Here is a 22,428-nt window from a genome sequence, read left to right on the forward strand (position 1 = left end):
AGACTTATACATCACACACTCTTGAATTCGTCGTATCTAATGCGCTTCAGTTACGTCGACATCACGTGTCAACGGAGACAGCAGACGGTGAGGCAGCGATGAACACCCCCCATGTCGTCGTCATCATGGGCGTCGCGGGCACCGGCAAGACGACCATCGGTTCCTTGCTCGCGGCCCGGTCCGACGTTCCCTACGCCGAGGGCGACGACTTCCACCCGAAGGCCAACATCGACAAGATGACGGCCGGTACCCCGCTCACCGACGACGACCGGTGGCCCTGGCTGGACGCCATCGGCGACTGGGCGCACGGGCGTGCGGGCCGGGGCGGGGTGGTCAGCTGCTCGGCGCTGAAGCGGTCGTACCGCGACCGGCTGCGGGCCGCCGCGCCCGGCGTGGTCTTCGTGCACCTCACCGGCGACCGCTCGCTCATCGAGGACCGGATGTCGCACCGGCAGGGGCACTTCATGCCCACGGCACTGCTCGACTCCCAGTTCGCCACGCTCCAGCCGCTGGAGCCCGACGAGGCCGGGGTCGCCGTGGACGTGACGGGCAGCCCCGAGGAGATCACCGCGCGGGTGGCCGCCGCCCTCGAGGACCTCCCGCGGGCCACCCCGTAGGTCCCTGCTCCCCCGTCCCCGGGCTCCCCCTCCCCACCCCCGTACACACAAGGGAACCACCGTGACCAGACTCAGTGTCGAGATGCTGGCAGCGGACGCACCCGAGGCGATCACCTCGGCCGGCCACGCTCAGCTGGGCATCGCCGTCCTGGCGGGCATCGCCGTCATCGTCCTGCTCATCACCAAGTTCAAGCTGCACGCCTTCCTGTCCCTGACCATCGGGTCGCTGGCGCTCGGCGCGTTCGCCGGGGCGCCGCTGGACGAGGTGATCACCAGCTTCAGTGCCGGACTCGGCTCCACCGTCGCCGGTGTCGGCGTCCTGATCGCCCTCGGGGCGATCCTCGGCAAGATGCTCGCCGACTCGGGCGGCGCCGACCAGATCGTCGACACCATCCTCGCGCGGGCGAGCGGCCGTGCGATGCCGTGGGCGATGGTGCTGATCGCCTCGGTCATCGGTCTGCCGCTGTTCTTCGAGGTCGGCGTGGTGCTGCTGATCCCGGTGGTGCTGATGGTCGCCAAGCGCGGCAACTACTCCCTGATGCGCATCGGCATCCCGGCGCTCGCCGGTCTGTCCGTGATGCACGGTCTGGTGCCGCCGCACCCCGGCCCGCTGGTCGCGATCGACGCCGTCGACGCCAACCTCGGTGTGACGCTGGCGCTGGGCGTGCTGATCGCCATACCGACGGTGGTCATCGCCGGTCCGCTGTTCTCCAAGTACGCCGCCCGCTGGGTGGACGTCCCGGCGCCGGAGGGGATGATCCCGCAGCGTCCCTCGGAGGACCTGGAGAAGCGTCCCGGCTTCGGGGCGACGCTGGCCACGATCCTGCTGCCGGTCGTGCTGATGCTGGCCAAGGCGCTGGTCGACATCGTCATCGACGACACGGAGAACTCCGTGCAGCGCGTGTTCGACGTGATCGGGTCGCCGCTGATCGCCCTGCTCGCGGCCGTGCTGGTCGGCATCTTCACCCTGGGGATGCCAGCCGGCTTCAGCCGGGAGCGGATCTCCTCCATCGTCGAGAAGTCGCTCGCGCCGATCGCGGGCATCCTGCTGATCGTCGGTGCGGGCGGCGGCTTCAAGCAGACGCTGATCGACACCGGTGTGGGCCAGATGATCCTGGACATCTCCAAGGACTGGTCCATCCCGGCGCTGCTGCTGGCCTGGCTGATCGCGGTGGCGATCCGGCTGGCGACCGGTTCGGCGACCGTGGCGACCGTCTCGGCGGCCGGTCTGGTGGCGCCGCTCGCGGCCGACATGTCGACCACGCACGCCGCCCTGCTGGTGCTGGCCATCGGTGCCGGTTCGCTGTTCTTCAGCCATGTCAACGACGCCGGCTTCTGGCTGGTGAAGGAGTACTTCGGGCTGAACGTCGGCCAGACGATCAAGACCTGGTCGATCATGGAGACGATCATCTCGGTGGTGGCCGGTGCGCTGGTCCTGCTGCTGTCGCTGATCATCTAGCCGGGTTCCCCGGCTGCCCGCGGCCCGCCCGCCCCTCGTCGCGACGAGGGGCGGGCGGGCCGTTCCGCGTTCGCGGGCGCCGGGCTCAGGGTCTACGAGGTCCGCTCGGCCTCCTGGTCGAGCCGGAACGCCTCGTTGCCGAGTCCGATGCGGGCGTGCGTCTCGGGGGCTCGGGTGCGCAGCACCGCCCCCTGGACCAGGCCGACGACGAGGGCGAGCCCGATGACGCCGGGCAGGATCCAGCTCAGGGCGGAGTCGGGGCCGGCCCCGACCAGTACGTCGAAGTCCTTGACGGTGTAGCCGGCGATCACCACCAGGGCGATGCCCGCCAGCGCCGAGGTGACCAGCCGCCAGGCCTGCGCGCCGGCGGCTCCGCGCCGGACGAAGAAGACGACGACGGACAGGGAGGCGATGGCCATCAGCACGATCACGCCGAGCGCGCCGATGTTGCCGCCCCAGGTGAACAGGTGCAGGACGGGCGCGGTCGGGTCGCCTGTGGGCTTGTCGTCGGTGAACGCGAAGACGAGGACCAGCACGGCGGCGATGACGGTCTGGAGCAGGGAGCCGGTGCCGGGGGCGCCGCTGGCGCCGGTGGTGCGGCCGAAGGCGGCGGGCAGCAGGCCCTCGCGGCCCATGGCGAACGCGTACCGGGCGACGACGTTGTGGAAGCTGAGCATCGCCGCGAACATGCCGGTCACGAAGAGGATGTGCAGGACGTCGGTGAAGGTGCCGCCGAGCCGTTCCTCGGTGAGGAAGAACAGCAGGCCCGCGCTCTGCTCCTGGGAGGTGCCGATGATCCCGGAGGGGCCGGTGGCGACGGTGAGCGCCCAGCTGCTGATGGCGAAGAAGACGGCGACGCCGGCGACGGCCAGGAACATCACGCGCGGTACGACCTCGTGCGGCTTGCTGGTCTCCTCGGCGTACACGGGGGCCTGTTCGAAGCCGAGGAAGGCCGCGATGCAGAAGCACAGGGCGGTGCCGACGCCGGCGCCGGTGAGCGTGTCCGGGTTGAAGGCGTGCAGCGACAGGCCCTCCTTGCCGGGGTCGGCGATGGCGGCGATGTCGAAGACGACGACCAGCAGGACCTCGATGACCAGCAGTACGCCGAGGACGCGCGCGTTGACGTCGATCTTCAGCCAGCCCAGGGCGCCGACGGCCAGGACGGCCACGAGCGAGGGTATCCACCAGGCGATCTCGATGTCGGCGTAGGTGGCGAAGAGGCCGGAGACCTCGAAGCCGAAGATGCCGTAGATGCCGACCTGGAGGGAGTTGTAGGCGACGAGGGCGACCATGGCGGCGCCCGCGCCGGCGGTGCCGCCGAGCCCGCGGGAGATGTACGCGTAGAAGGCGCCCGCGTTGTGGACGTGCCGGCTCATCTCGGCGTAGCCGAGGCTGAAGAGGACCAGCACGGCGCCGAGGACCACGAAGAGCAGCGGCTGGCCGACGATGCCCATCACCGCGAATGTGGTGGGCATGACACCCGCGACCACCATGAGGGGGGCGGTCGCGGCGAGCACGGAGAGCAGCAGGCCCCCGGTGCCGAGGCGGTCGGCGCGCAGGGCGCGCTCCTGCCCCTTGAACGTACTGATGCCGTCGGCTGTTGCTCTGCTCTTGCTCGAACTGTCCGTCGTCATCTCTAGACCGTCCTTGGGTCGGTGGTGGTTGCGGCGGGGTGCGAGGGGTGCGGGTGGCGGGCGGGGTCAGGCCGTGCCCAGGGCGGCGGCGCGGGCGGTGCGGAAGGCGGTCAGGGGGTCGCGGTCGGGGTAGGACCAGGGGGTCGGTGTGGCGTGGTCGCCGATGCGGTGGAAGAGGGCGGCGGCCTCGGCGCCCCGGCCCTCGCAGACCTTGGCGTGGGCGAGGAAGTTCAGGTCGACCAGCCGCCGCGGATGGTCCTCGTGCTCCCACTCCAGCCACCAGTCGAAGGCGGCCTTCATCACCTGCCGGGCGCGGCGGCCGACCCAGTGTCCGGAGGCGACCGGATCGGCGGGTTCGTGCCCGGCGGCGGCCAGGGTGCGGTAGCGCTCGGCGTGCGCGATGACCGGCAGGATCGCCAGCGGGGAGTCGGCGGGTGCCTGTTCGGCGGCCCAGTTGGCGAAGTCGTACACCTCGTGCAGCGGGTCCGGGCCGGCCTCCACGCGCCGCTCGGCGAGCCAGCCGACCACCAGGTGGTGGGCGTGGTGGTGGTCCGCGTACCGGGTGCGGACCTGTTCGAAGATCCGGACCACGTCACCGTCCGCGCCCCGGGCGCTCTCCAGCAGGAGCAGTCCGAGCCACGGGGTGGGGTCGGGGGGCCGCAGTTCCGCGGCCCGGTGGCAGGCCTCGCTGGCGCGGGCGGGTTTCTCCTTGCCGTGCAGCGCGCGCCGTACCTGGGCGAGGGCGAGCAGCAGGGAGGCGTCGGCGGAGCCGGGCTCGGCAAGCAGCCACTCACGGGCCCAGGCGGCACAGTACGGCTCCCGGGCGAGCACCGTGATCCGGTGGCCCCGGCGGTCCCAGTCGTCCCCCGTACGGCCGAGCAGTGAGCGGGTGGTCTGCCATCGGCCCTGCGCCAGCGCGGCCCGCGCGGCGGCGAGTTCGGCGTCGTCGAGAGCCTCGTCGAAGGCCTGTGCCGCACGTTTGCGGGCACGGCCGAGGGGAGGCGGGGGTGGGGACACCGCGGAACTTCCTCACGCGCTCTTCTTGTGGCTCGGCTCACGGCGGGCGGTCGGTGCGGCAGTGGTCGGCTGCCGACTGCCATGAGCTGATCACAGACAGCAAAGCGTCAGCCCACTGATCACGTCAAGGCCACCCGGTGCGTTACACGCGTCAACTCCGGTCACGAACAAGCAACTTGTGTTACTCCGGTGGCTGGGCGCGCCGTGAGCGCCGCATGGCCGGCGGCGGGCGGCGCACTGCTTGGATGACCGTATGAGTGCTGACGAGATCATCGACATCGTCGACGAGCACGACCGGGTGGTCGGGCGGTCGTCGCGCGGTGAGGCCTACGCGCGGGGGCTGCGCCACCGGTGCGCCTTCGTCCTGGTCCGGGACACCGGCGGGCGGATCTTCGTCCACCGCCGCACGGCGGCCAAACAGGTCTTTCCCTCGCTGTACGACCTGTTCGTCGGCGGGGTCGTCGGCGCGGGCGAGAGCTATGACGAGGCGGCGCTGCGGGAGGCCGAGGAGGAGCTGGGGGTGAGCGGACTGCCGCGCCCCGAGCACCTGTTCACGTTCCTGTACGACGGCGGGGCGGGCGGAAGCTGGTGGTCGGCGGTGTACCAGGTGCGCTGCGAGCTTCCGGTGCGGCCGCAGGCCGAGGAGGTGGCCTGGTACGGCTTCCTGACGGAGGCGGAGGTGGAGCGGCGGCTGGGTGAGGGCGCGTGGGAGTGGGTGCCGGACGGGCTGGAGGCGTACCGGCGGCTGCGGGCGTGGCGGGCGGGCGGACCGGGGGGTTCAAGAGGTCCGGGCGGTCAGGGCGGTCCGGGCGGTCCGGCTGGTGGGTAGGGTCTGCGGCGTGATCGATTTTGCGCGGAACGTCCGGTTGTGGTTCGCGCCGGCGGATGTGCGGCGGGAGGGCACGACACCCGACTACCGGTTCTCGCTGGCGAACGAGCGGACGTTCCTCGCCTGGCTGCGTACCGCGCTCGCGCTGATCGGCGGCGGGTTCGCCGTGGACCAGTTCCTGCCGGATCTGCGGTGGGGGTGGCGGGTCGGACTCGCGCTCGCGCTGCTCGCGGCGGGTGCCCTGTGTGCGCTGCGGGCGGTCAATCACTGGGTGCGGTGCGAGCGGGCGATGCGGCGGGGCGAGGATCTGCCGGTGTCGCGGTTCCCGGCGCTGCTGAGCATGGTGGTCACGGTGGTGGCCGTGGCGATGGTCGTGGTGGTGCTCTTCGGGTGGGCGGGGTGAGCGGGGCGGCCGCGGACGCGAGCGCGCGGGATCCCGGGCTGCAGCCGGAGCGGACTCGGCTGGCGTGGCGGCGTACGACGCTGTCGAGCACGGTAGTGGTCGTGCTGGCGGTGAGGGCGGCGCTGACGGGCGGAGTGTCGGCGGCGGGGGTCGTCCTGTGCGCGCTGTGCTGTGGCTGGTGGCTCTGGTTCCTGTGGATCGCGCACCGGCGGATCCGGGGGCTGGCGGCGGTGAGCCGGCCGGGGGCGCCTGCGCGGGCGTACGCGGTCGGGGCGGTGATCTGTACGGTGGCCCTGGCCGGGTGCGGGGCGGTGCTGGTCGGGGTGGGATGAGGTGGGGGGTGAGGTGGGGGGGGCCGTTGCTGCGGAGGGTTTTCGCCCCCGCCGCCCCTTCCCGTCCCGTCCCTGGGGCTGCGCCCCCGGACCCCCCTTTCGGCCCTTCGGGCCTCGTCCTCAAACGCCGGACGGGCTTATTGGCTCACCCTCACCACGATCTTGCCCCTTGTCCGGCCCTCCTGGTTCAGGCGGTGGGCGTCGGCGGCCCGGTCGAGGGGGAAGGTCTCCGAGACGTGGACGGTGAGCGCGCCCTGGTCCGCCAGGTCGGAGAGGTGCTGGAGGTCCTGCGGATCGGGGCGGACGAACCAGTAGTGGCCGCCGAAGTTCACCACCTCCGGGTCGGCGATCGAGGCAAGGCGGCCCTCGGGGGCGAGGAGGTTCGCGGAGGCCTTCAGGGCGTCGCCGCCCACCGAGTCGAACACCGCGTCCACGCCCTCGGGGGCCAGGCCCCGTACCCGCTCGGCCAGACCTTCGCCGTAGCTCACCGGCTCCCCGCCCAGCCCTCGTACGTAGTCGTGGTTGTGCTCGCTCGCCGTGCCGATGACGCGGGCGCCGAGGTGCGCGGCGAGCTGGACGGCGACGGAGCCGACCCCGCCGGCCGCGGCGTGCACCAGGAGCGTCTCGCCCCGCTTGACCTCGAGGACGCGGTGCAGCACCTGATACGCGGTCAGGCCCGCGAGGGGCAGGCCGGCCGCCTCCTCGAAGGTGAGGGAGCCCGGCTTGCGCGCGAGGGTGCGCACCGGGGCGGCCACGTACTCGGCGAGGGTGCCCCGGGAGAGGACGTCCTCGCGCACGTATCCGATCACCTCGTCGCCGGCGGAGAACTCCGGGACCGCCGGGCCCGGCTGGACGACCACGCCCGAGACGTCCCAGCCCGGGACCACCGGGAAGACGGCCGGGAGGACCGCGTCGAGGTAGCCCTCGCGGCACTTCCAGTCGACCGGGTTGACGGCCGCCGCCCGCACCTTCACCAGCACCGTGTCGGGACCGACCTTGGGATCGTCGACCTCCCCGAGCTCCAGCACCTCGGGGCCGCCGTACCGTGCGTAGCTGATCGCCTTCATGGGTCCGACCCTCCGGGGTCCGCGCTCGTCGTGCAAGCCGGATGACCTGATATACGCCATCCGCGTGGCGTACGGGACGGGTGGCGCGTGCCGGAGGCGCCTATCGTGGGCCCGATCACGTTTCGTCGCCGCTCTGGACGGCATACCGACCGGTCGGCATCATGGGCGGGTACTGTTTCCTGCCCGGAGGAGCGACGATGAGCCCCGACCACCCGCCCGGACTCGATCTCGACCGGCTGCGCGGCCTGCTCGAAAAGGAGCGGCCCGGCCTGGTGAACGGCCCGCTGTCCGGCCGGCTGATCGAGGGCGGCAGGTCGAACCTCACGTACGCGCTCTCGGACGGCCACGCGCGGTGGGTCGTACGGCGTCCCCCGCTCGGCCATGTCCTGGCCACCGCGCACGACATGAAGCGCGAGCACCGGGTGATCAGCGCCCTGCACCCGACCGCCGTGCCGGTGCCGCGCCCGGTCCTGCTGTGCGAGGACGAGGAGGTGCTGGGGGCGCCCTTCTACGTCATGGAGTTCGTCGAGGGCACCCCGTACCGCACGGCCGGACAGCTCGCCGCGCTCGGCCCCGGGCGCACCCGGGACGCCGTGCTGAACCTGGTGGACACGCTCGTCGAACTGCACTCCGTCGATCCCGGCGAGGTGGGACTGGCCGACTTCGGCCGTCCCGAGGGCTTCCTGGACCGGCAGTTGCGGCGCTGGGGCAAGCAGCTGGACGCCTCCCGCAACCGGGAGCTGGCCGGGATCGACGAGCTGCACGCCGCCCTCGGGCGCGAACTGCCCGGCTCCCCCGCGCCGACGGTGGTGCACGGCGACTACCGCCTGGACAACGCGCTGATCGGCGAGGACGACAGGATCAAGGCGGTCCTCGACTGGGAGATGTCCACCCTGGGCGACCCGCTGACCGACCTCGGGCTGCTGGTGATGTACAGCATGCCGCTGGGCACGCCGGACTCCCCCGTCTCCACGACCGCCGAGGCCCCCGGGCACCCCGATCCGGCCGAGCTGATCGAGCGGTACGCCGCGCGGTCGGGGCGCGATGTCTCCGCGGTGTCCTGGTACACGGCGTTCGCCTGGTTCAAGCTCGCCGTGATCCTGGAGGGCATCCACTACCGCTACACGCTGGGCCAGACGGTCGGGCGCGGTTTCGACCGCATCGGCGATCTGGTCCCGGTCTTCATCGAGCACGGTCTGACCACTCTTCAGGAAGGCTGACCAGACATGGACTTCGCGTTCGACGCGCGCACCGAGGAACTGCGGGCCAGGCTCCTCGCCTTCATGGACGAGTACGTCTACCCGGCCGAGCAGGTCGTGCACGAGCAGCGTGCCGGACTGGACTCGCCGTGGGAGAACGTCCCCGTCCTGGAGGAGCTGAAGGCCGAGGCCCGCCGTCAGGGGCTGTGGAACCTGTTCCTGCCCGACTCCGAGTACGGCGCCGGCCTCACCAACCTCCAGTACGCCCCGCTGGCGGAGATCATGGGCCGCTCCCCGCAGATCGCTCCGACGGTGACCAACTGCGCGGCGCCGGACACCGGGAACATGGAGGTGCTGGCACAGTTCGGCGACGAGGCGCACAGGAAGCAGTGGCTCCAGCCGCTGCTGGCCGGTGAGATCCGCTCCGCGTTCGCGATGACCGAGCCGGACGTGGCCTCCTCGGACGCCACCAACATCACCACGCACATCGAGCGGGACGGTGACGAGTACGTCATCACCGGCCGCAAGTGGTACATCTCCGGGGCGATGCACCCGGACTGCCAGATCTTCATCGTGATGGGCAAGACCGACCCGGACGGGGCGGACATCCGCCGTCAGCAGTCCATGGTGCTGGTCCCGCGCGACACCCCGGGGGTCACGATCACCCGCGCGATGCAGGTGTTCGGGTACGAGGACCACTACCACGGCGGGCACGCCGAGGTGGTCTTCGACCACGCGCGCGTGCCGGCGGCGAACCTGATCGGTGAGGAGGGCGGCGGGTTCGCCATCGCGCAGGCCCGGCTCGGTCCCGGCCGGATCCACCACTGCATGCGGCTGATCGGCATGGCCGAGCGGGCGATCGAGCTGATGTGCCGCCGCGCGGTGTCCCGGGACGCCTTCGGCAAGGCGCTGGCGCAGCAGGGTGTGGTGCAGAACTGGATCGCCGACGCGCGGGTGGCGGTCGAGCAGGTGCGGCTGCTGGTGCTGAAGACCGCCTGGATGATGGACACCGTGGGCAACCGGGGCGCCCACACCGAGATCCAGGCCATCAAGATCGCCACCCCGCGCACGGTCGTCGGCATCCTCGACCGGGCGATCCAGCTGTACGGCGCGGGCGGGGTCAGCCAGGACTTCCCGCTGGCCGAGCTGTACGCCGGTGCCCGCACGCTGATGATCGCCGACGGGCCCGACGAGGTGCACCAGCGGTCGCTGGCGCGGCGGGAGCTGAAGAAGTACCTGTAGAGGGGCGGCCGTCGGTCCGGCGGCCGTCAGTAGCCGCCGGAGGGGGTGTGGTCCGTCAGCGCCAGCGCGCGCAGGAAGTCACGCACGCGCAGGAGCCGGCGGGCCAGCAGGCGGGGCGCGGTGGGGGCGTGCGGGGAGTAGGCCGTGGTCCACAGCGCTCTCGGAAGATCCATGCCCTCAGCATCGGTTCCGGCCGTCCAGCGGTCCAACAGATGGTTTCGCTGGCACCGGTCACTAGAATCGATGGATGGAGCTCCGTCAGCTGCGCCATTTCATGGCGGTCGTCACCGAGGGCAGTTTCACCGCCGCCGCGCGTGCCGAGCTGATCGTGCAGTCGGCGCTCAGTTCCTCGGTCCGCAATCTGGAACGGGAACTGGGCGCCGACCTGTTCGACCGCACCGGCCGGCGGGTGGTGCTCACCGAGGCGGGGCGGGCGCTGCTGCCGCAGGCGCGGGCGCTGCTGGCCGGCGCGCGGTCCGCGCGGGAGGCGGTGGCGGCGGTGGCCGGGCTGGACACCGGCCGGGTGGCCATCGGCACCATCCAGACGCTGACCTGCGTCGATCTGCCGGGTGAGCTGTCCGCCTTCCACCAGGGGTTCCCGGGCGTCCAGGTCTCCGTACGGGACGCGCCGGTGGACGATCTGACCGAGGCGCTGCGGGCGGGCGAGCTGGACCTGGCGTATCTCGCGCCGGACGCGCGGGAGCTGCCGGAGGGGCTGGCGGTGCACGCGACCTGGCACGAGGAGCTGGTGCTGATCACCGCGCCGGGGCACCGGCTGGCCGGGGCGGAGCACGCACGTGTGACGGATCTCGCCGGGGAGCCGTTCGTGGACTTCCGCGCGGGGACGGGGCTGGAGACGGCCGTGCGGCGGCTGGCCGCCCACTGGGGGCTGCGGCGCCGGATCACCTGTGACGTCACCCAGGCGGGGCTGCTGGTGGACCTGGTGCGGGCCGGGATCGGGGTCGCGTTCGTGCCCCGGCCGCTCGGTGAACGGGCAGGGCTGCCGTGCGTCACGGTCCCGCAGCCGGAGCCGGGGCGCACGGTGGTGCTGGCCGGGCGCGGGTCCCGGCCGCGCAACCCGGCGGCGGCCGCCCTGCTCGATCACCTCATGGGCCGCCGCGCGCCGTTCAGGGACGCAGCGCGCGCAGCAGCAGGTCGGCCAGGTGACCGGCGACCTCCTGGGGGCTGAGCGGGCCGTCGGGGCGGTACCAGGTCGACAGGTGGTGCACGGAGCCGAAGTGGTAGTCGACGACGAGATCGGCCGGGGTGGCCGTGGAGAAGACGCCCTCCCGCTGGCCCTCCTCGACCAGCGCGCGGAAGCGTTCGTGGTAGCGGCGGCGCTCGGCGCGCACCTGCTTGTTCTTCTCCGGGCTCAGGTGGTGCATGGAGCGGAAGAAGATCGACGCGTCGTCGAGGTTCTCGATCGTGGTGACGACGACGTCGGCCGCGGCGCCGCGCAGCCGCTTCTCGATCGGCTCGTCGGCGTCCGCGAAGTGGTCCAGGCGTTCCTGCTGGAGGCGCAGCACGCGTGCGTACACCTCGTGCAGCAGGTCGTCCTTGGAGCCGAAGTAGTGGTACAGCGCCCCTTTGGTGACGCCGGCCGCCTCGACGATCTCCTGCACCGATGTGCGGTCGTAGCCCTGCTCGGCGAAGAGCCGGGTGGCGGCGGCCAGGAGCCGCCGCGGCACGGGAGTTCCGTCACCGTCCGTCGTCCTGGGCACTGCCGCCACCCGCCTTTCCGTGTCGCTGTCGGTCGTCGTGGGTCGGGAACGTTTTTCCCGACGGGGGATCTTCCCACTGTCCGCCCCCGGCGTGTACGGCAGGGACCCCGCCCGGCGGGGTTCCGCGCGGGCGGCCGGTCTTCCGCCGTGGCGCGCGGCGGGCACGACCGGGTCCGGTCCGGCGCCGGGGCGGCCCGTCAGCCGGTGGCCTCCCAGTGCTGCTGGAGGCGGTTCATGCCGGAGAGCCAGCGGTCGGGTTCGGTGGCGCGGGCCCGGTAGTACTCGGCGACCTCGGGGTGCGGGAGGATCAGGAAGCGGTCCTCCTCGATGCCGCGGAAGAGGGCGTCGGCGACGTCGTCCGGTTCGATCGCGGTCGGCTTGAGGACCAGGTCGCCCGCGCTGCCGCTGGCGTCGAGCATGTCGGTGCGTACGCCCTGCGGGCAGATCGCGTGGACCTTCACCCCGCGGTGGCTGTACGTGAGGGACAGCCACTCGGCGAAGGCGTAGGCGCCGTGCTTGGTGACGCTGTAGGGGGCCGTGCCGATCATGGTGAGCAGTCCGGCGGCGGAGACGGTGGAGACGAAGCGCCCGCTGCCGCGCTCCAGCCAGTCCGGCAGCAGGGTGTGCGCCGCGCGGACGTGCGCCATGACGTTGACGTCCCAGGAGACGGCCCAGCCCTGTTCGTCGAGCGGTTCTCCGGGGCTCCCGCCGTCGCGGCCGACGCCGGCGTTGGCGCAGTAGACGTCGACCGTCCCGCCGAGCGCCTCGCGGGCCTCGGCGACGATCGAGGAGGCGTCGCCCGGGACGGCGATCCCGTCGATCTCCGCGGCCACGGCCTTCGCCCGGCCGGCGTCCAGGTCGTTGACGACGACCTGGGCGCCCTGTGCGGCGAAGCGGCGGGCGAGCGCCGCTCCGATGCCGCCCCCGGCTCCCGTGACGACCACCTTCGCACCCTGCACGGCTTGCACCATCGGACTCCTTCGACGCGGCTCCCAGCGACTTCCGGCCGCCAGACTAACCGGTCGGTATGCCGGGTGGAAGAGGTCTTCGGCGCGGGGTCGGTCCGGTTCGTTCCCCGGGCCGGTCGGGCGCGCTAGCGTGCGTGGGCATGACACCCGCCGCGATCACGGAGGTCACTGTATGAAGCTGTCCAGACGGAGCCTGCTCGCCACCGCCACCACCACCACGGCCGCCGTCGCGGTCTCCGCCGCGCCCGCGGCCGCCGCTTCCGGGCCGGCGGCGCGCGGGGGCGGCCGGAGGCTGCGCACCGGGTTCGAACGGCTCGCCGCGGACGGCTACGCGCCGCTCGACGGGCAGCGCGTGGGCGTGGTCACCAACCCGACCGGCATCACCCGGGACGCACGGCACATCGTCGACGCCATGCACGCCGACGACCGGGTGGACCTGATCGCCGTCTTCGGCCCCGAGCACGGGTTCCGGGGAACGGCGCAGGCGGGCGGCTCCGAGGGCCGCTACGACGATCCGGCGACCGGCCTGCCCGTCTACGACACGTACCTGAAGAGCGGTCGGGCGCTCGCCGACGTCTTCACCGCGTCCGGCGTGGACACGGTGGTCTTCGACATCCAGGACGTCGGCGCGCGGTTCTACACGTACATCTGGACGCTGTTCGACTGCATGGAGGCGGCCGCGCTCGCCCGCAAGCGGTTCGTGGTCCTGGACCGGCCCAACCCGGTGACCGGGCGGGCCGCGCTCGGTCCGGTGCTGCACAAGGAGTTCGCGACCTTCGTCGGACGGCAGCCGGTCTCGCAGGCGCACGGGATGACGGTGGCCGAGCTGGCACGGCTGTTCAACGGGGAGTTCCTGACGACGCCGGTGCCGCTGGAGACCGTACGGATGTCGGGCTGGAAGCGGTCGGACTTCTACGACGCCTCGGGGCTGCCGTGGGTGCCGCCGAGCCCGAACATGCCGACGCCGGAGACGGCGCTGGTGTACTCCGGGACGTGTCTGTTCGAGGGCACGAACCTGTCGGAGGGGCGCGGCACCACCCGGCCGTTCGAGCTGCTGGGCGCGGACGGGATCGACGGGGGCTGGGCGGCCGCGGCGAACGGGCTGGGCCTGGCGGGCGTGCGGCTGCGGGAGGCGTACTTCGCGCCGACGTTCTCCAAGTTCCAGGGGAAGACCGTCGGGGGGGTGCAGGTGCATGTGCACGACCGGGAGGCCTTCGACCCGGTGCGCACCGGGATCGGGCTGCTGATCACCGCGAAACGGTCGTGGAGCGGCTTCGCCTGGCGGCCGGACAACTGGATCGACAAGCTCACCGGTTCCACCCTCGTACGCACCATGATCGACGCGGGTGCGGACACGGACGAGGTGGTCGGCGGCTGGCAGCGGGAGCTGGCGGCGTTCCGCAGGATGCGGCGGGAGTACCTGCTCTACCGCTGAGCGGGAGCGGGAGGGCGGACGACGGCGGCGGGTCGCGGGCAGCGATCCGCCGCCGTGCTGTACGGGACCGTCGCCACCCCGGTGACCTGCGGTGTCATCGGCCCGTACGCCGCCGTCCGGGGCGTCGGGCCGGGCGGATCGGTGAGCGGTGTGCATATCGGCCGGTCGTTCAGGAACCCGTGGAAGCCGCGGGGAGTTCTCAGGCTGCGGGGGATCGCTCTTCCCCGGCGGGAGGGGGACGGGGCGCACGACCGCCGGTATCCCCGTGGACGACCACAACTGAAGCACGCGCCGGGGGAGTTGACCACGAGCCCCCGGGGCCGGCTGATGGGGGCCATCGGAAAAAGGATGGAGCCGATTCGCGTGTCGATACGTCTATTCGGCGACGTCCGTTCGACGACGCCGAAGTGACCGGACTACAGGTGCAGGTGTGACGGAGGTGCAGGACGATGGCCGGTTTCCGGAGTCTGGCGAGACAGGTCCGAGATCCCCGGTGCGATCTGGCGCTGCGGCGCTATTCGCTGCGCAAGTGCCTCGAGCGATTCGCTCCGTACGGGCACAGGGCGACCTGGGACCATCTGTGCTCGCGGGCCGGGTTCGATCCCGAGGACCGCTCCGTCGACCCGGTGCGGCTCGTGGCCGCGCTGGACGAACTGGAGGAGGCCCGGGCGGTCTGGCTGGCCTATGAGGTGGAGTTCGCGCAGCGGCGCAGGAAGGAGAAGCACGACGGGCTGCGCAGGCCGGGCAGTGTGGACGACTGGCACCGGCTGACCTGGGGCGGTTTCGGTGTGGCCTGGTGCGACGATCCGCGGGTGCATCCGCGGGAACCGCTGGCCGAGGTGCTGCGGCGGCTGATCGCCGCCCTGGAGCGCGAGCCGGGGACGGCCTGCCCCGTGTGCCGGGGGGAACGGCTCATGTGGCGCCACGACCTGGATCACGAGCCCTCGGCCGGCCCGGTCTGCACGGACTGCGGAATCCTGGTGCCGCGCCCCGTGCTCACCCCGGGGGCGCTGGCGGGGGCCCGCCGGGCGCGGCTGCTGGTGTCGGCCTGAGAGGCAGGGGCGTCCGTCCGAGGACGTGTCGCCCGAGGCAGGATCGCTTGAGGCAGGGAGCAACGGGGGCGTGGGGGTGCGCCGGGGATGCCGCACCCCCGTCGGCTCCGGGGACCGTAGCAGGTGGTAAATCGCTCGCACCAGGGATTTCCCTCCCGGGACAGTCGGTGGCGATGAATCGCACCTGAGAGCCCTGGAGCCGTCCGATGTCGACGCTGCGCGTCACCGCCGAAGTCCTGACCGTCCACGAACACCCGGGTGCCGACGCCCTCGAACTGGCCCAGGTGGGCCTGTACCGGGCCGTCGTCGCCAAGGGCGCCTACCGCACGGGTGACGCGGCGGTCTACATCCCCGAGCAGTCCGTGCTGCCGACCGGGCTGATCGAGGAGCTGGGGTTGACCGGGCGCCTGGCGGGCCGGGACCACGACCGGGTCAAGGCGATCCGGCTGCGCGGTGAGCTGTCGCAGGGCCTCGTCTGCCGGCCGAAGGCGCTCGCGGACGTCGACCTGCGGCGGGCCGCCGCCGACGGCACCGACTTCGCGGAGCTGCTGGGCATCACCAAGTGGGTGCCGCCGGTCCCGCCGGCCATGAGCGGCGAGGTGGAGTCCGCGCCGGAGCTGCTGCCCTGGGTCGACATCGAGAACCTCCGGCGCTATCCGGACGTCTTCGCCCCGGGCGAGCCCGTGGTGGTCACCGAGAAGCTGCACGGCACGGCCTGCCTGCTGACGTACTCGGCCGCGGAGGACCGGGTGCGGGTCTCCTCCAAGGGCTTCGGTGCCAGGTCGCTGGCGCTGAAGGAGGACCCGCGCAACCTGTACTGGCGTGCGGTGCGCGCGCACGGTGTCGCCGAGGCCGCGGCGGAGCTCGCCGCACGGCTGGGCGCGCGGCGGATCGGCATCTTCGGTGAGGTGTACGGCGCGGGGGTGCAGGACCTGGCGTACGGCGCGGACGGACGGCGCGACACCCTCGGGTACGCGGTGTTCGACGTGTCCGCGGAGATCGACGGCCGGGTGCGCTGGCTGGACGCGGCGGAGCTGCTGGAGGGCCGGCTGCCGCTGGTGCCACGGCTGTTCTCCGGCCCGTACGACAGTGAGCGGGTACTGGAGATCGCCAGTGGCCGGGAGACGGTGTCCGGCAGGGAGCTGCATCTGCGGGAGGGCGTGGTGATCCGCCCGGCGGTCGAGCGGCACAGCCCGGTGACCGGCGGACGCGCGATAGCCAAGGCCGTCAGCCCGGCCTATCTGACCCGGAAGGGCGGCACCGAGTACGAGTGAGCCGCGCCGGCGGGCGGGGGAGCCCCCGCCCGCCGGTTCCGCGTTCAGTGCCCGCTCCCCCGTTTTCCGTTCTCGGGGAGCAGGCGGGAGCCGGTGCGGCGGTCGCCGGCGATGTCGTCCGGGTTGGACAGGACGCAGCTGTCCAGGGAGAGGCAGCCGCAGCCGATGCAGTCCGTGAGGTGGTCGCGCAGACGGTTGAGCTGCCGGATGCGCTCGTCCAGTTCGGAGCGCCAGGCCTCGGACAGGTGCGCCCAGTCGTCCCGGGTGGGGGTGCGTTCCTCGGGCAGTTCGGCGAGCGCCTCGCGGATCGTGGCGAGCGGGATGCCGACGCGCTGGGCGGCGCGGATGAAGGCGACCCGGCGCAGGGTGTCACGGCTGTAGCGCCGTTGGTTGCCCGGGGTGCGGCGGCTGCTGATCAGGCCCTTGGACTCGTAGAAGTGCAGGGCGGAGACGGCGGCGCCGCTGCGGGCGGAGAGCTGGCCGACCGTGAGCTCGTGGATCTTCTCTGGAATCCGTTGCACTCCCCGAACCCTACCGACCCCCGCGGCGCCCGTGTCCGTTGACAGGGACCCCCCGGCCGACCATGCTAAGCAGTTGCTTAGGCATGCGCACGCGGATGCGCCTGCGACTACGTGACGCGAGAGGCCGGGACATGGCAGAGCCGAGGATCTTCACGTCCGTCGACGACCTGAAGGCGGCGGTGGGCGAGCAGCTGGGATACACCGACTGGCTGGAGGTCGACCAGAAGCGGATCGATCTGTTCGCCGAGGCCACCGGCGACCACCAGTGGATCCACGTCGATCCGGAGAAGGCCGCGGCGGGGCCGTTCGGGACGACCATCGCGCACGGCTATCTGACGCTGTCGCTGCTGCCGCTGTTCGGCCCGCAGCTGATCTCCGTCGAGGGCGTGAAGATGGGTGTCAACTACGGCACCAACAAGGTCCGCTTCCCCGCCCCGGTGCCGGTCGGCTCGCGCGTGCGCGCCACCGCGACGATCACCGCCGTGGACGAGGTGAAGGGCGGGGTCCAGGTGGCCACGGCGTTCACCGTGGAGCGCGAGGGCGGCGACAAGCCGGTGTGCGTGGCCGAGTCGGTGGCCCGCTACTACATCTAGCTAGGCTGCCGCTCCCCCGGCTCCGACCATCCTGAGCACGAGGTCGGCGTAGAGTTCGCCGACCTGCTCGGGGGTGCGGGGGCCGTCGACGTTGAACCAGCGGGCCACGTCGATGCAGAGGGAGAGCACGGCGAGGGTGGTGCCCCGTACGTCGGTGACGTCGAAGTCGCCGGAGCGCACGCCGTCCTCGATGATCCCGCGCACCTCGGCGTCGACCTGGCGCCGCAGGTCCAGGATCTCGGCGCGGGCGTCGGGGCCCAGCGAGTCGAGTTCGTACTGCACCACCTTGGCGGTGGTACGGCCGCCCGCGTGCCAGCGGACGAAGGAGCTGACCGCGTCGGCGAGCCGCTCCGCCGGGCTGCCCTCGGCGCGGGCCGCCGTGCGCAGGATCGCCACGGCCTTCTCGTGGCCGATCCTGCTGATCCGGTGGAGCAGCTCTTCCTTGGTCTTGTAGTGGATGTAGAGCGCGGCCGGGCTCATCCCGGCGCGGCCCGCGATGTCGCGGGTCGTCGTGGCGTGGTAGCCGCGCTCCGCGAACGCCTCCACGGCGGCGAGCAGCAGCCGTCGGGCCGCGTCGGGCGTGACCTCACCCCACGGCTGCGCCTCACCGCCGGCCGTCTCCTCCGCCGTACTCATCGCTCACCTCATTCGCTGGCAGGGACAACACCATACCGGCAAGGGTGAGCGAGCGCTTAGCGGCGGTGCGCGGGATCACAGACGCGCACCGGGTCACAGCTTCTGCAGCGGATCGTGCTCGGCGAGGAGCTTCTCCAGGCGGGCCTGGTCGACGCGGTTGACGATCTGCCCGGCCTCCTGGCGGTCGCGGATGACCTTGGCCAGGGTGAAGGCGGAGGTGACGAGGTAGAGGACCGCGATCCCCAGGAAGGCGCGGACCCAGGCGTCGGTCTCGAGGTTGAAGATGCCGACCGCGGTGGCGCCGAGGGCCACTCCGAAGGACGCCACGGCCTGTCCGTAGAAGGCGGCCGTACTCTGCTGCTTGACCGGTGTGTCGCTCATGGCGACAAGAATCGGCGGATGTGGCCCCGACCGCATCCGTCCGGATACTCAGGGCGGGTACTCAGAAGGCCGAGACCCCGGTCAGGGCGCGGCCGATGACCAGTTTCTGGATCTGGCTGGTGCCCTCGTAGAGGGTCATCACCCGTGCGTCGCGCAGGAGTTTGCCCACCGGGTACTCGTCGATGTAGCCGTAGCCGCCGAAGACCTGGAGGGCGTTGTTGGCGGCGCGGACGGCCGCCTCCGAGGCGAAGAGCTTGGCCTTGGAGGACTCCACGGCGAACGGCAGGCCGCGGTCGATCAGGTCGGCGACCCGCCAGGTCAGCAGCCGGGCCGCGTCGACGTCCACGGCGATGTCGCTGATCAGCTCCTGCACCAGCTGGTGGCGGGCGATGGGCTTTCCGAACTGCTCGCGCTCGCCGGCGTAGCGCACGGCCGCGTCCAGGGCGGCCTGCGCTATGCCGACGCAGCCGGCCGCGACCGACATCCGGCCCTTGGCGAGGGCGGACATGGCGACCGAGAAGCCCTTGCCCTCGGGGGCCAGCATCGCGGAGGCGGGGACGCGCACGTCCTGGAGGACCAGCTCGGCGGTGGCCTGGCCGCGCAGGCCGAGCTTGCCGTGGACGGTGCGGCGGGTCAGGCCGGGGGTGTCGGTGGGGACGAGGAAGGCGGAGACGCCCTTGTGGCCGGGGGCGTCGGTGGAGCGGGCGAAGAGCAGGACGACGTCGGCCCAGGTGCCGTTGGTGATGAACATCTTGGTGCCGCTGATGACGTAGTGGTCGCCGTCGCGGACCGCCCGCGTGGTGAGGTTCCCGGCGTCCGACCCCGTGCCCGGCTCGGTGAGGCCGAAGCACCCGACGTACGCGCCGGAGGTGAGCCCGGGCAGCCAGGTGCGCTTCTGCTCCTCGCTCCCCCAGGCGGCGATCGTCTTGGCGACCAGGCCGAGGGAGACGGAGACGATGCCGCGCACGGAGGAGTCACCGCGGCCCAGCTCCTCGGTGACCAGGCAGTAGGCGAGATGGTCGCCGCCCGAGCCGCCGTACTCCTCGTCGACCGTCAGCCCGAGGAAGCCGACCTCGCCGAGCTTCTTCACGATGCCGCGGTCGACCTCCTCGGCGCGGTCCCAGGCGACCGCGTGCGGCGCGACCTCGCGCTCCACGAAGTCCCGGGCGAGCCGGCGGACGGCCTCCTGCTCGTCACTCAGCTCCAGGTCCATACCGAGTCACCCCATGTGAGATCCGCTTGAACTGTGCACATTTAAATTAGCACTGCTAGTTTCATGTCGCGGTCCTACTATGTGCGCCATGGCCCGACCGCGCAAGCCCCTGCTCAGCACCGACCGGATCGTCGAGACGGCCCGTGCGCTCGTGGACGCGGAGGGACTGGCCACCGTCTCCACGCGCCGGCTCGCCGCGGAGCTGGGGGTGAGCGGGCCCTCGCTCTACAACCACTTCCGCACCAAGGACGAGATCCTGGAGGCGGTGGCCGACTCGGTGAGCGCGCAGGTCGATCTGTCGATGTTCGAGGACGGCCGGGACTGGCGCACCGCGCTGCACGACTGGGCGGTCTCCTACCGCGGCGCGCTGCGCGCCCATCCGAACATCGTCCCGGTCCTGGCCCGCGGTCCCGGCCGCCGCCCGGCGGCGCTGCGGCTGGCCGACGCGGCCTACGGCGCGATGGTCGAGGCGGGCTGGCCGCCCGCGCAGGCCACCTCCATCGGCGCGCTGATGCGGTACTTCATCATGGGCTCCGCGCTCGGCTCCTTCGCGGGCGGCTTCGTCGACGACGCCGGCGCCTACGACCCCGCGGACTATCCCCACCTCGGGCAGGCCCATCTGCTCGCCGAACAGCAGGAGAAGATCGACGAGCGGGCCTTCGAGACGGGGCTGGCCGCACTGCTGGACGGGCTGGCGCTGCAGTACGAGCAGGCCCGGGCCGGCGGCTGAGCGGGCGCACCGCACACTTCGGTGTGCGCCGAAGGGTGCGTGCCGCATGCTGGGAGGCATGACGACGAAGGACCCCCGGGCGCCGGGGCTGGCCCGCCTCGCCGCGCTGATCGCCGACGAGACCCGGGCCGCGTGTCTGCTGGCGCTGCTGGACGGGCGGGCCTGGACGGCGGGCGAGCTGACCCGGCACTGCGGGGTGGCCGCGTCCACGCTGAGCGAGCATCTCGGCAAGATGACCGCGGGCGGGCTGCTGGCCGAGGAACGGCAGGGGCGGCACCGGTACGTGCGGCTGGCCGACGCGCGGGTCGCCCAGCTCGTGGAGGACCTGGCCGCGCAGATCGCGCCGGACGCCGCCGAACGGCCGCGCACGCTGCGGCAGTCGGGCGCGGGGTCGGCCATGGCCCGCGGGCGCACCTGCTACGACCATCTCGCCGGGCGGCTCGGCATCGCGGTCACCGACGCCCTCACCGCGCGGGGACTGCTGCGCCAGGACACCGGGTTCGCGCTCACCGACGCGGGCCTGCGCTGGTTCGAGTCGGCCGGTATCGGCCTCGACCGCCGGGGCCGCCGCCCGCTGGCCCGCGCCTGCCTGGACTGGACGGAACGCCGGCCCCATCTCGCCGGCGTGGCGGGCGCGGCCCTGTGCCGGCACGCGTTGGGGGCGCGGTGGTGCGTACGCATCGGCTCCGAGCGGGCGGTGCAGGTGACGGAGGCGGGCGAGCAGGCGCTGTCGGAGCTGCTGGGAATCGCCCCGGGGACGCTGCGCTGAACGGCGGGGTCGAATCCGCGAGGCCACGGGCCGGCCGGCCGGCGCCCGGCCGTTGATCCCGCCCCCGCCGCCCCTTCCCGTCCCGTCCCCGGGGGCTGCGCCCCCGGACCCCCCTTTCGGCCCTTCGGGCCTCGTCCTCAAACGCCGGACGGGCTGAACCAGCCCCTCCGGGGGCGTTCGAGGAGCGGGGTCTGGGGCGGAGCCCCAGGACGGGAAGAGGCGGCGGGGGCGGTGGTCGTGGGTCAGAAGATCACCAGTGCGCGGCCGCCCTTGCCCGCCAGCATGTTCTCGAAGGCGGCCGGGATGCCGTCCAGGGCGATGCGCTCGGTGACCAGGGCGCCCAGGTCGAGGCGGCCCGCGCGGATGTGTTCGGCGAGGACCGGGAGGTCGCGGGCCGGGTCGGAGTTGCCGTAGACGCAGCCGGAGAGGGTGCGCCCCCAGTGGAAGATCTCCAGGGCGTTGAAGGTGACCTGCTGGTCCTTGCCGCCGATGCCGACGACCGTGGTGCGTCCGCCGCGCCGGGTGGACTCCCAGGCCGTGCGGATGGTGGCCGCGCGGCCGACGCACTCCACGGCCACGTCCACGCCCTCCTTCCCGGTGAGGGCGCGGATCTGCCGGGCGGTGGTGTCCGAGGCGACGAGGTAGTCGGTGGCCCCGGCGGAGCGGGCCAGCTCCTCCTTCTCCGCGGAGACGTCGACCGCGACGATCGTGGACGCGCCCGCGATCCGGGCCGACTGGAGTGCGGCGAGGCCCACTCCCCCGACGCCGAACACGGCGACGGTCTCGCCGGCCCGGACCCGGGCGGAGTGGTGGACGGCGCCGTAGCCGGTGAGCACGGCGCAGCCCAGCAGGGCGGCATCGGTGAGCGGGACACCGTCCGGGGCGGGCAGCACGCAGGAGGCGGGCACGACCGTCTCCTCCGCGAACGCGGCGACGTTCAGCCCGGGGTACAGGTCGGTGCCGTCGTCGGCGCGGCGGGCGTGCACCTCGGCGGCACCAGACAGGGCGTGGGCGCAGAGCCAGACCTCGCCGCGCGCGCAGGCGGGGCAGGAGCCGCAGGACGGTGCCCAGTTGAGGACCACGCCGTCGCCGGGCGCGACATGGGTGACGCCCTCACCGACGGCGACGACCGTGCCGGCGCCCTCGTGGCCGAGGACTGCCGGGACGGGCAGGCGCATGGTGCCGTTGGACAGGGACAGGTCGGAGTGGCACACGCCGGCGGCGGCGAGCCGGATGCGGATCCGGCCGGGCCCGGGCTCGGGCAGGTCGATCCCGGTGATCTCCAACGGGGCGTCGACGGCGGGCAGAACGGCGGCACGTACGGCCATGATGGTGA

At 72.5% G+C, this 22,428-nt stretch carries 25 protein-coding genes; 14 read left to right on the plus strand and 11 right to left on the minus strand.

Annotated elements, in window-relative coordinates:
• Positions 1-98 precede the first annotated feature (98 nt).
• Complete coding sequence (locus ACZ434_RS25430) at positions 99-617, plus strand: gluconokinase (RefSeq protein ID WP_468459646.1); 519 nt, start codon at positions 99-101, stop codon at positions 615-617.
• 61 nt (positions 618-678) lie between these two features.
• Positions 679-2,076: a GntT/GntP/DsdX family permease gene (locus ACZ434_RS25435; protein WP_468459648.1), complete on the plus strand. Its 1,398-nt coding sequence runs from the start codon at positions 679-681 to the stop codon at positions 2,074-2,076.
• Between the two features lie 92 nt (positions 2,077-2,168).
• On the opposite strand, the gene ACZ434_RS25440 is transcribed toward ACZ434_RS25435, so the two are convergent.
• Positions 2,169-3,710: an APC family permease gene (locus tag ACZ434_RS25440; protein ID WP_468459650.1), complete on the minus strand. Its 1,542-nt coding sequence runs from the start codon at positions 3,708-3,710 to the stop codon at positions 2,169-2,171.
• A 66-nt stretch (positions 3,711-3,776) separates the two neighbouring features.
• Positions 3,777-4,727 carry a hypothetical protein gene (locus ACZ434_RS25445; protein WP_468459652.1) on the minus strand — a complete coding sequence of 317 codons (951 nt, stop codon included), beginning with the start codon at positions 4,725-4,727 and terminating at the stop codon, positions 3,777-3,779.
• 253 nt (positions 4,728-4,980) lie between these two features.
• Here ACZ434_RS25445 and ACZ434_RS25450 point away from each other — a divergent pair, with 253 nt between their 5' ends.
• Genes ACZ434_RS25450 through ACZ434_RS25460 form a run of 3 tightly spaced genes read left to right on the plus strand, consistent with a single transcriptional unit; the run spans position 4,981 to position 6,291 of the window.
• On the plus strand, positions 4,981-5,556 hold the full coding sequence (locus ACZ434_RS25450; protein WP_468459654.1) for an NUDIX hydrolase: 576 nt from the start codon (positions 4,981-4,983) through the stop codon (positions 5,554-5,556).
• 10 nt (positions 5,557-5,566) lie between these two features.
• Complete coding sequence (locus ACZ434_RS25455; protein ID WP_468459656.1) at positions 5,567-5,959, plus strand: YidH family protein; 393 nt, start codon at positions 5,567-5,569, stop codon at positions 5,957-5,959.
• Positions 5,956-6,291: a DUF202 domain-containing protein gene (locus tag ACZ434_RS25460; RefSeq protein WP_468459658.1), complete on the plus strand. Its 336-nt coding sequence runs from the start codon at positions 5,956-5,958 to the stop codon at positions 6,289-6,291. Before ACZ434_RS25455 ends, ACZ434_RS25460 begins: the two co-directional genes overlap by 4 nt.
• Positions 6,292-6,428: 137 nt before the next feature.
• Here ACZ434_RS25460 and ACZ434_RS25465 read toward each other — a convergent pair whose 3' ends face one another.
• The gene (locus ACZ434_RS25465; protein WP_468459660.1) at positions 6,429-7,358 is read right to left on the minus strand and encodes an NADP-dependent oxidoreductase; all 930 of its coding nucleotides are present in this window, start codon (positions 7,356-7,358) and stop codon (positions 6,429-6,431) included.
• A gap of 197 nt (positions 7,359-7,555) precedes the next feature.
• Here ACZ434_RS25465 and ACZ434_RS25470 point away from each other — a divergent pair, with 197 nt between their 5' ends.
• Together ACZ434_RS25470 and ACZ434_RS25475 are read left to right on the plus strand one after the other, a co-directional pair.
• Positions 7,556-8,578 carry a phosphotransferase family protein gene (locus tag ACZ434_RS25470; protein ID WP_468459662.1) on the plus strand — a complete coding sequence of 341 codons (1,023 nt, stop codon included), beginning with the start codon at positions 7,556-7,558 and terminating at the stop codon, positions 8,576-8,578.
• Between the two features lie 6 nt (positions 8,579-8,584).
• Positions 8,585-9,799, plus strand: a complete 1,215-nt coding sequence (locus ACZ434_RS25475; protein ID WP_468459664.1) for an acyl-CoA dehydrogenase family protein — start codon at positions 8,585-8,587, stop codon at positions 9,797-9,799.
• A gap of 26 nt (positions 9,800-9,825) precedes the next feature.
• On the opposite strand, the gene ACZ434_RS25480 is transcribed toward ACZ434_RS25475, so the two are convergent.
• Positions 9,826-9,972, minus strand: a complete 147-nt coding sequence (locus ACZ434_RS25480) for a hypothetical protein (protein ID WP_468459666.1) — start codon at positions 9,970-9,972, stop codon at positions 9,826-9,828.
• 74 nt (positions 9,973-10,046) lie between these two features.
• Here ACZ434_RS25480 and ACZ434_RS25485 point away from each other — a divergent pair, with 74 nt between their 5' ends.
• Entirely contained in the window at positions 10,047-10,988 is a 942-nt protein-coding gene (locus ACZ434_RS25485; RefSeq protein ID WP_468459669.1) for a LysR family transcriptional regulator, read from the plus strand.
• On the opposite strand, the gene ACZ434_RS25490 is transcribed toward ACZ434_RS25485, so the two are convergent.
• Both ACZ434_RS25490 and ACZ434_RS25495 read right to left on the minus strand, forming a co-directional pair.
• Positions 10,927-11,520, minus strand: coding sequence for a TetR/AcrR family transcriptional regulator (locus ACZ434_RS25490; protein WP_468459671.1), 594 nt, complete (start codon positions 11,518-11,520; stop codon positions 10,927-10,929). The two genes, ACZ434_RS25485 and ACZ434_RS25490, sit on opposite strands and share 62 nt — an antisense overlap.
• A 197-nt stretch (positions 11,521-11,717) precedes the next feature.
• A complete protein-coding gene (locus ACZ434_RS25495; protein ID WP_468459673.1) occupies positions 11,718-12,491 on the minus strand; it encodes an SDR family oxidoreductase in 774 nt (257 codons plus the stop codon).
• A 169-nt stretch (positions 12,492-12,660) separates the two neighbouring features.
• Between ACZ434_RS25495 and ACZ434_RS25500 the strand changes: the two genes are divergently transcribed.
• The 3 genes from ACZ434_RS25500 (at position 12,661) to ACZ434_RS25510 (ending at position 16,249) form a co-directional block, all read left to right on the plus strand.
• Complete coding sequence (locus ACZ434_RS25500; RefSeq protein WP_468459675.1) at positions 12,661-13,923, plus strand: exo-beta-N-acetylmuramidase NamZ family protein; 1,263 nt, start codon at positions 12,661-12,663, stop codon at positions 13,921-13,923.
• 449 nt (positions 13,924-14,372) lie between these two features.
• Positions 14,373-14,975, plus strand: a complete 603-nt coding sequence (locus tag ACZ434_RS25505; protein ID WP_468459677.1) for a hypothetical protein — start codon at positions 14,373-14,375, stop codon at positions 14,973-14,975.
• Between the two features lie 206 nt (positions 14,976-15,181).
• Positions 15,182-16,249, plus strand: coding sequence for an RNA ligase (ATP) (locus tag ACZ434_RS25510; RefSeq protein WP_468459679.1), 1,068 nt, complete (start codon positions 15,182-15,184; stop codon positions 16,247-16,249).
• A gap of 44 nt (positions 16,250-16,293) precedes the next feature.
• On the opposite strand, the gene soxR is transcribed toward ACZ434_RS25510, so the two are convergent.
• Positions 16,294-16,770 (minus strand): redox-sensitive transcriptional activator SoxR, encoded by a 477-nt coding sequence (gene soxR, locus ACZ434_RS25515; protein ID WP_468459681.1) that lies wholly within the window; start codon positions 16,768-16,770, stop codon positions 16,294-16,296.
• A 131-nt stretch (positions 16,771-16,901) separates the two neighbouring features.
• Between soxR and ACZ434_RS25520 the strand changes: the two genes are divergently transcribed.
• Positions 16,902-17,363 (plus strand): MaoC family dehydratase, encoded by a 462-nt coding sequence (locus tag ACZ434_RS25520; RefSeq protein WP_468459683.1) that lies wholly within the window; start codon positions 16,902-16,904, stop codon positions 17,361-17,363.
• Here the strand turns inward: ACZ434_RS25520 and ACZ434_RS25525 are convergent, their stop codons facing one another.
• The 3 genes from ACZ434_RS25525 to ACZ434_RS25535 all read right to left on the minus strand — a co-directional run bounded on the left by ACZ434_RS25525 (position 17,364) and on the right by ACZ434_RS25535 (position 19,593).
• The gene (locus ACZ434_RS25525; protein WP_468459685.1) at positions 17,364-17,999 is read right to left on the minus strand and encodes a TetR/AcrR family transcriptional regulator; all 636 of its coding nucleotides are present in this window, start codon (positions 17,997-17,999) and stop codon (positions 17,364-17,366) included.
• Positions 18,000-18,092: 93 nt separating this feature from the next.
• On the minus strand, positions 18,093-18,380 hold the full coding sequence (locus ACZ434_RS25530; protein ID WP_150153759.1) for a YiaA/YiaB family inner membrane protein: 288 nt from the start codon (positions 18,378-18,380) through the stop codon (positions 18,093-18,095).
• 61 nt (positions 18,381-18,441) lie between these two features.
• Complete coding sequence (locus tag ACZ434_RS25535; protein WP_468459687.1) at positions 18,442-19,593, minus strand: acyl-CoA dehydrogenase family protein; 1,152 nt, start codon at positions 19,591-19,593, stop codon at positions 18,442-18,444.
• An 88-nt stretch (positions 19,594-19,681) separates the two neighbouring features.
• Here ACZ434_RS25535 and ACZ434_RS25540 point away from each other — a divergent pair, with 88 nt between their 5' ends.
• Positions 19,682-20,323, plus strand: coding sequence for a TetR/AcrR family transcriptional regulator (locus ACZ434_RS25540; protein ID WP_468459689.1), 642 nt, complete (start codon positions 19,682-19,684; stop codon positions 20,321-20,323).
• 58 nt (positions 20,324-20,381) lie between these two features.
• Positions 20,382-21,092, plus strand: coding sequence for an ArsR/SmtB family transcription factor (locus ACZ434_RS25545; protein ID WP_468459691.1), 711 nt, complete (start codon positions 20,382-20,384; stop codon positions 21,090-21,092).
• A gap of 242 nt (positions 21,093-21,334) precedes the next feature.
• Here ACZ434_RS25545 and ACZ434_RS25550 read toward each other — a convergent pair whose 3' ends face one another.
• On the minus strand, positions 21,335-22,420 hold the full coding sequence (locus ACZ434_RS25550; RefSeq protein ID WP_468459693.1) for a Zn-dependent alcohol dehydrogenase: 1,086 nt from the start codon (positions 22,418-22,420) through the stop codon (positions 21,335-21,337).
• Positions 22,421-22,428: the final 8 nt, after the last annotated feature.

Source organism: Streptomyces sp. NPDC030893, assembly GCF_055571535.1.

Bases quoted from the DNA above. Each gene is read 5' to 3' on its own strand.
- ACZ434_RS25475 (WP_468459664.1), top strand. From the start codon at position 8,585: ATGGACTTCGCGTTCGACGCGCGCACCGAGGAACTGCGGGCCAGGCTC.
- ACZ434_RS25485 (WP_468459669.1), top strand. From the start codon at position 10,047: ATGGAGCTCCGTCAGCTGCGCCATTTCATGGCGGTCGTCACCGAGGGC.
- ACZ434_RS25500 (WP_468459675.1), top strand. From the start codon at position 12,661: ATGAAGCTGTCCAGACGGAGCCTGCTCGCCACCGCCACCACCACCACG.
- ACZ434_RS25480 (WP_468459666.1), bottom strand. From the start codon at position 9,972: ATGGATCTTCCGAGAGCGCTGTGGACCACGGCCTACTCCCCGCACGCC.
- ACZ434_RS25510 (WP_468459679.1), top strand. From the start codon at position 15,182: ATGTCGACGCTGCGCGTCACCGCCGAAGTCCTGACCGTCCACGAACAC.
- ACZ434_RS25495 (WP_468459673.1), bottom strand. From the start codon at position 12,491: ATGGTGCAAGCCGTGCAGGGTGCGAAGGTGGTCGTCACGGGAGCCGGG.
- ACZ434_RS25530 (WP_150153759.1), bottom strand. From the start codon at position 18,380: ATGAGCGACACACCGGTCAAGCAGCAGAGTACGGCCGCCTTCTACGGA.
- ACZ434_RS25465 (WP_468459660.1), bottom strand. From the start codon at position 7,358: ATGAAGGCGATCAGCTACGCACGGTACGGCGGCCCCGAGGTGCTGGAG.
- ACZ434_RS25550 (WP_468459693.1), bottom strand. From the start codon at position 22,420: ATGGCCGTACGTGCCGCCGTTCTGCCCGCCGTCGACGCCCCGTTGGAG.
- ACZ434_RS25430 (WP_468459646.1), top strand. From the start codon at position 99: ATGAACACCCCCCATGTCGTCGTCATCATGGGCGTCGCGGGCACCGGC.
- ACZ434_RS25440 (WP_468459650.1), bottom strand. From the start codon at position 3,710: ATGACGACGGACAGTTCGAGCAAGAGCAGAGCAACAGCCGACGGCATC.
- ACZ434_RS25505 (WP_468459677.1), top strand. From the start codon at position 14,373: ATGGCCGGTTTCCGGAGTCTGGCGAGACAGGTCCGAGATCCCCGGTGC.
- ACZ434_RS25545 (WP_468459691.1), top strand. From the start codon at position 20,382: ATGACGACGAAGGACCCCCGGGCGCCGGGGCTGGCCCGCCTCGCCGCG.
- ACZ434_RS25535 (WP_468459687.1), bottom strand. From the start codon at position 19,593: ATGGACCTGGAGCTGAGTGACGAGCAGGAGGCCGTCCGCCGGCTCGCC.
- ACZ434_RS25525 (WP_468459685.1), bottom strand. From the start codon at position 17,999: ATGAGTACGGCGGAGGAGACGGCCGGCGGTGAGGCGCAGCCGTGGGGT.
- ACZ434_RS25470 (WP_468459662.1), top strand. From the start codon at position 7,556: ATGAGCCCCGACCACCCGCCCGGACTCGATCTCGACCGGCTGCGCGGC.
- ACZ434_RS25540 (WP_468459689.1), top strand. From the start codon at position 19,682: ATGGCCCGACCGCGCAAGCCCCTGCTCAGCACCGACCGGATCGTCGAG.
- ACZ434_RS25450 (WP_468459654.1), top strand. From the start codon at position 4,981: ATGAGTGCTGACGAGATCATCGACATCGTCGACGAGCACGACCGGGTG.
- ACZ434_RS25520 (WP_468459683.1), top strand. From the start codon at position 16,902: ATGGCAGAGCCGAGGATCTTCACGTCCGTCGACGACCTGAAGGCGGCG.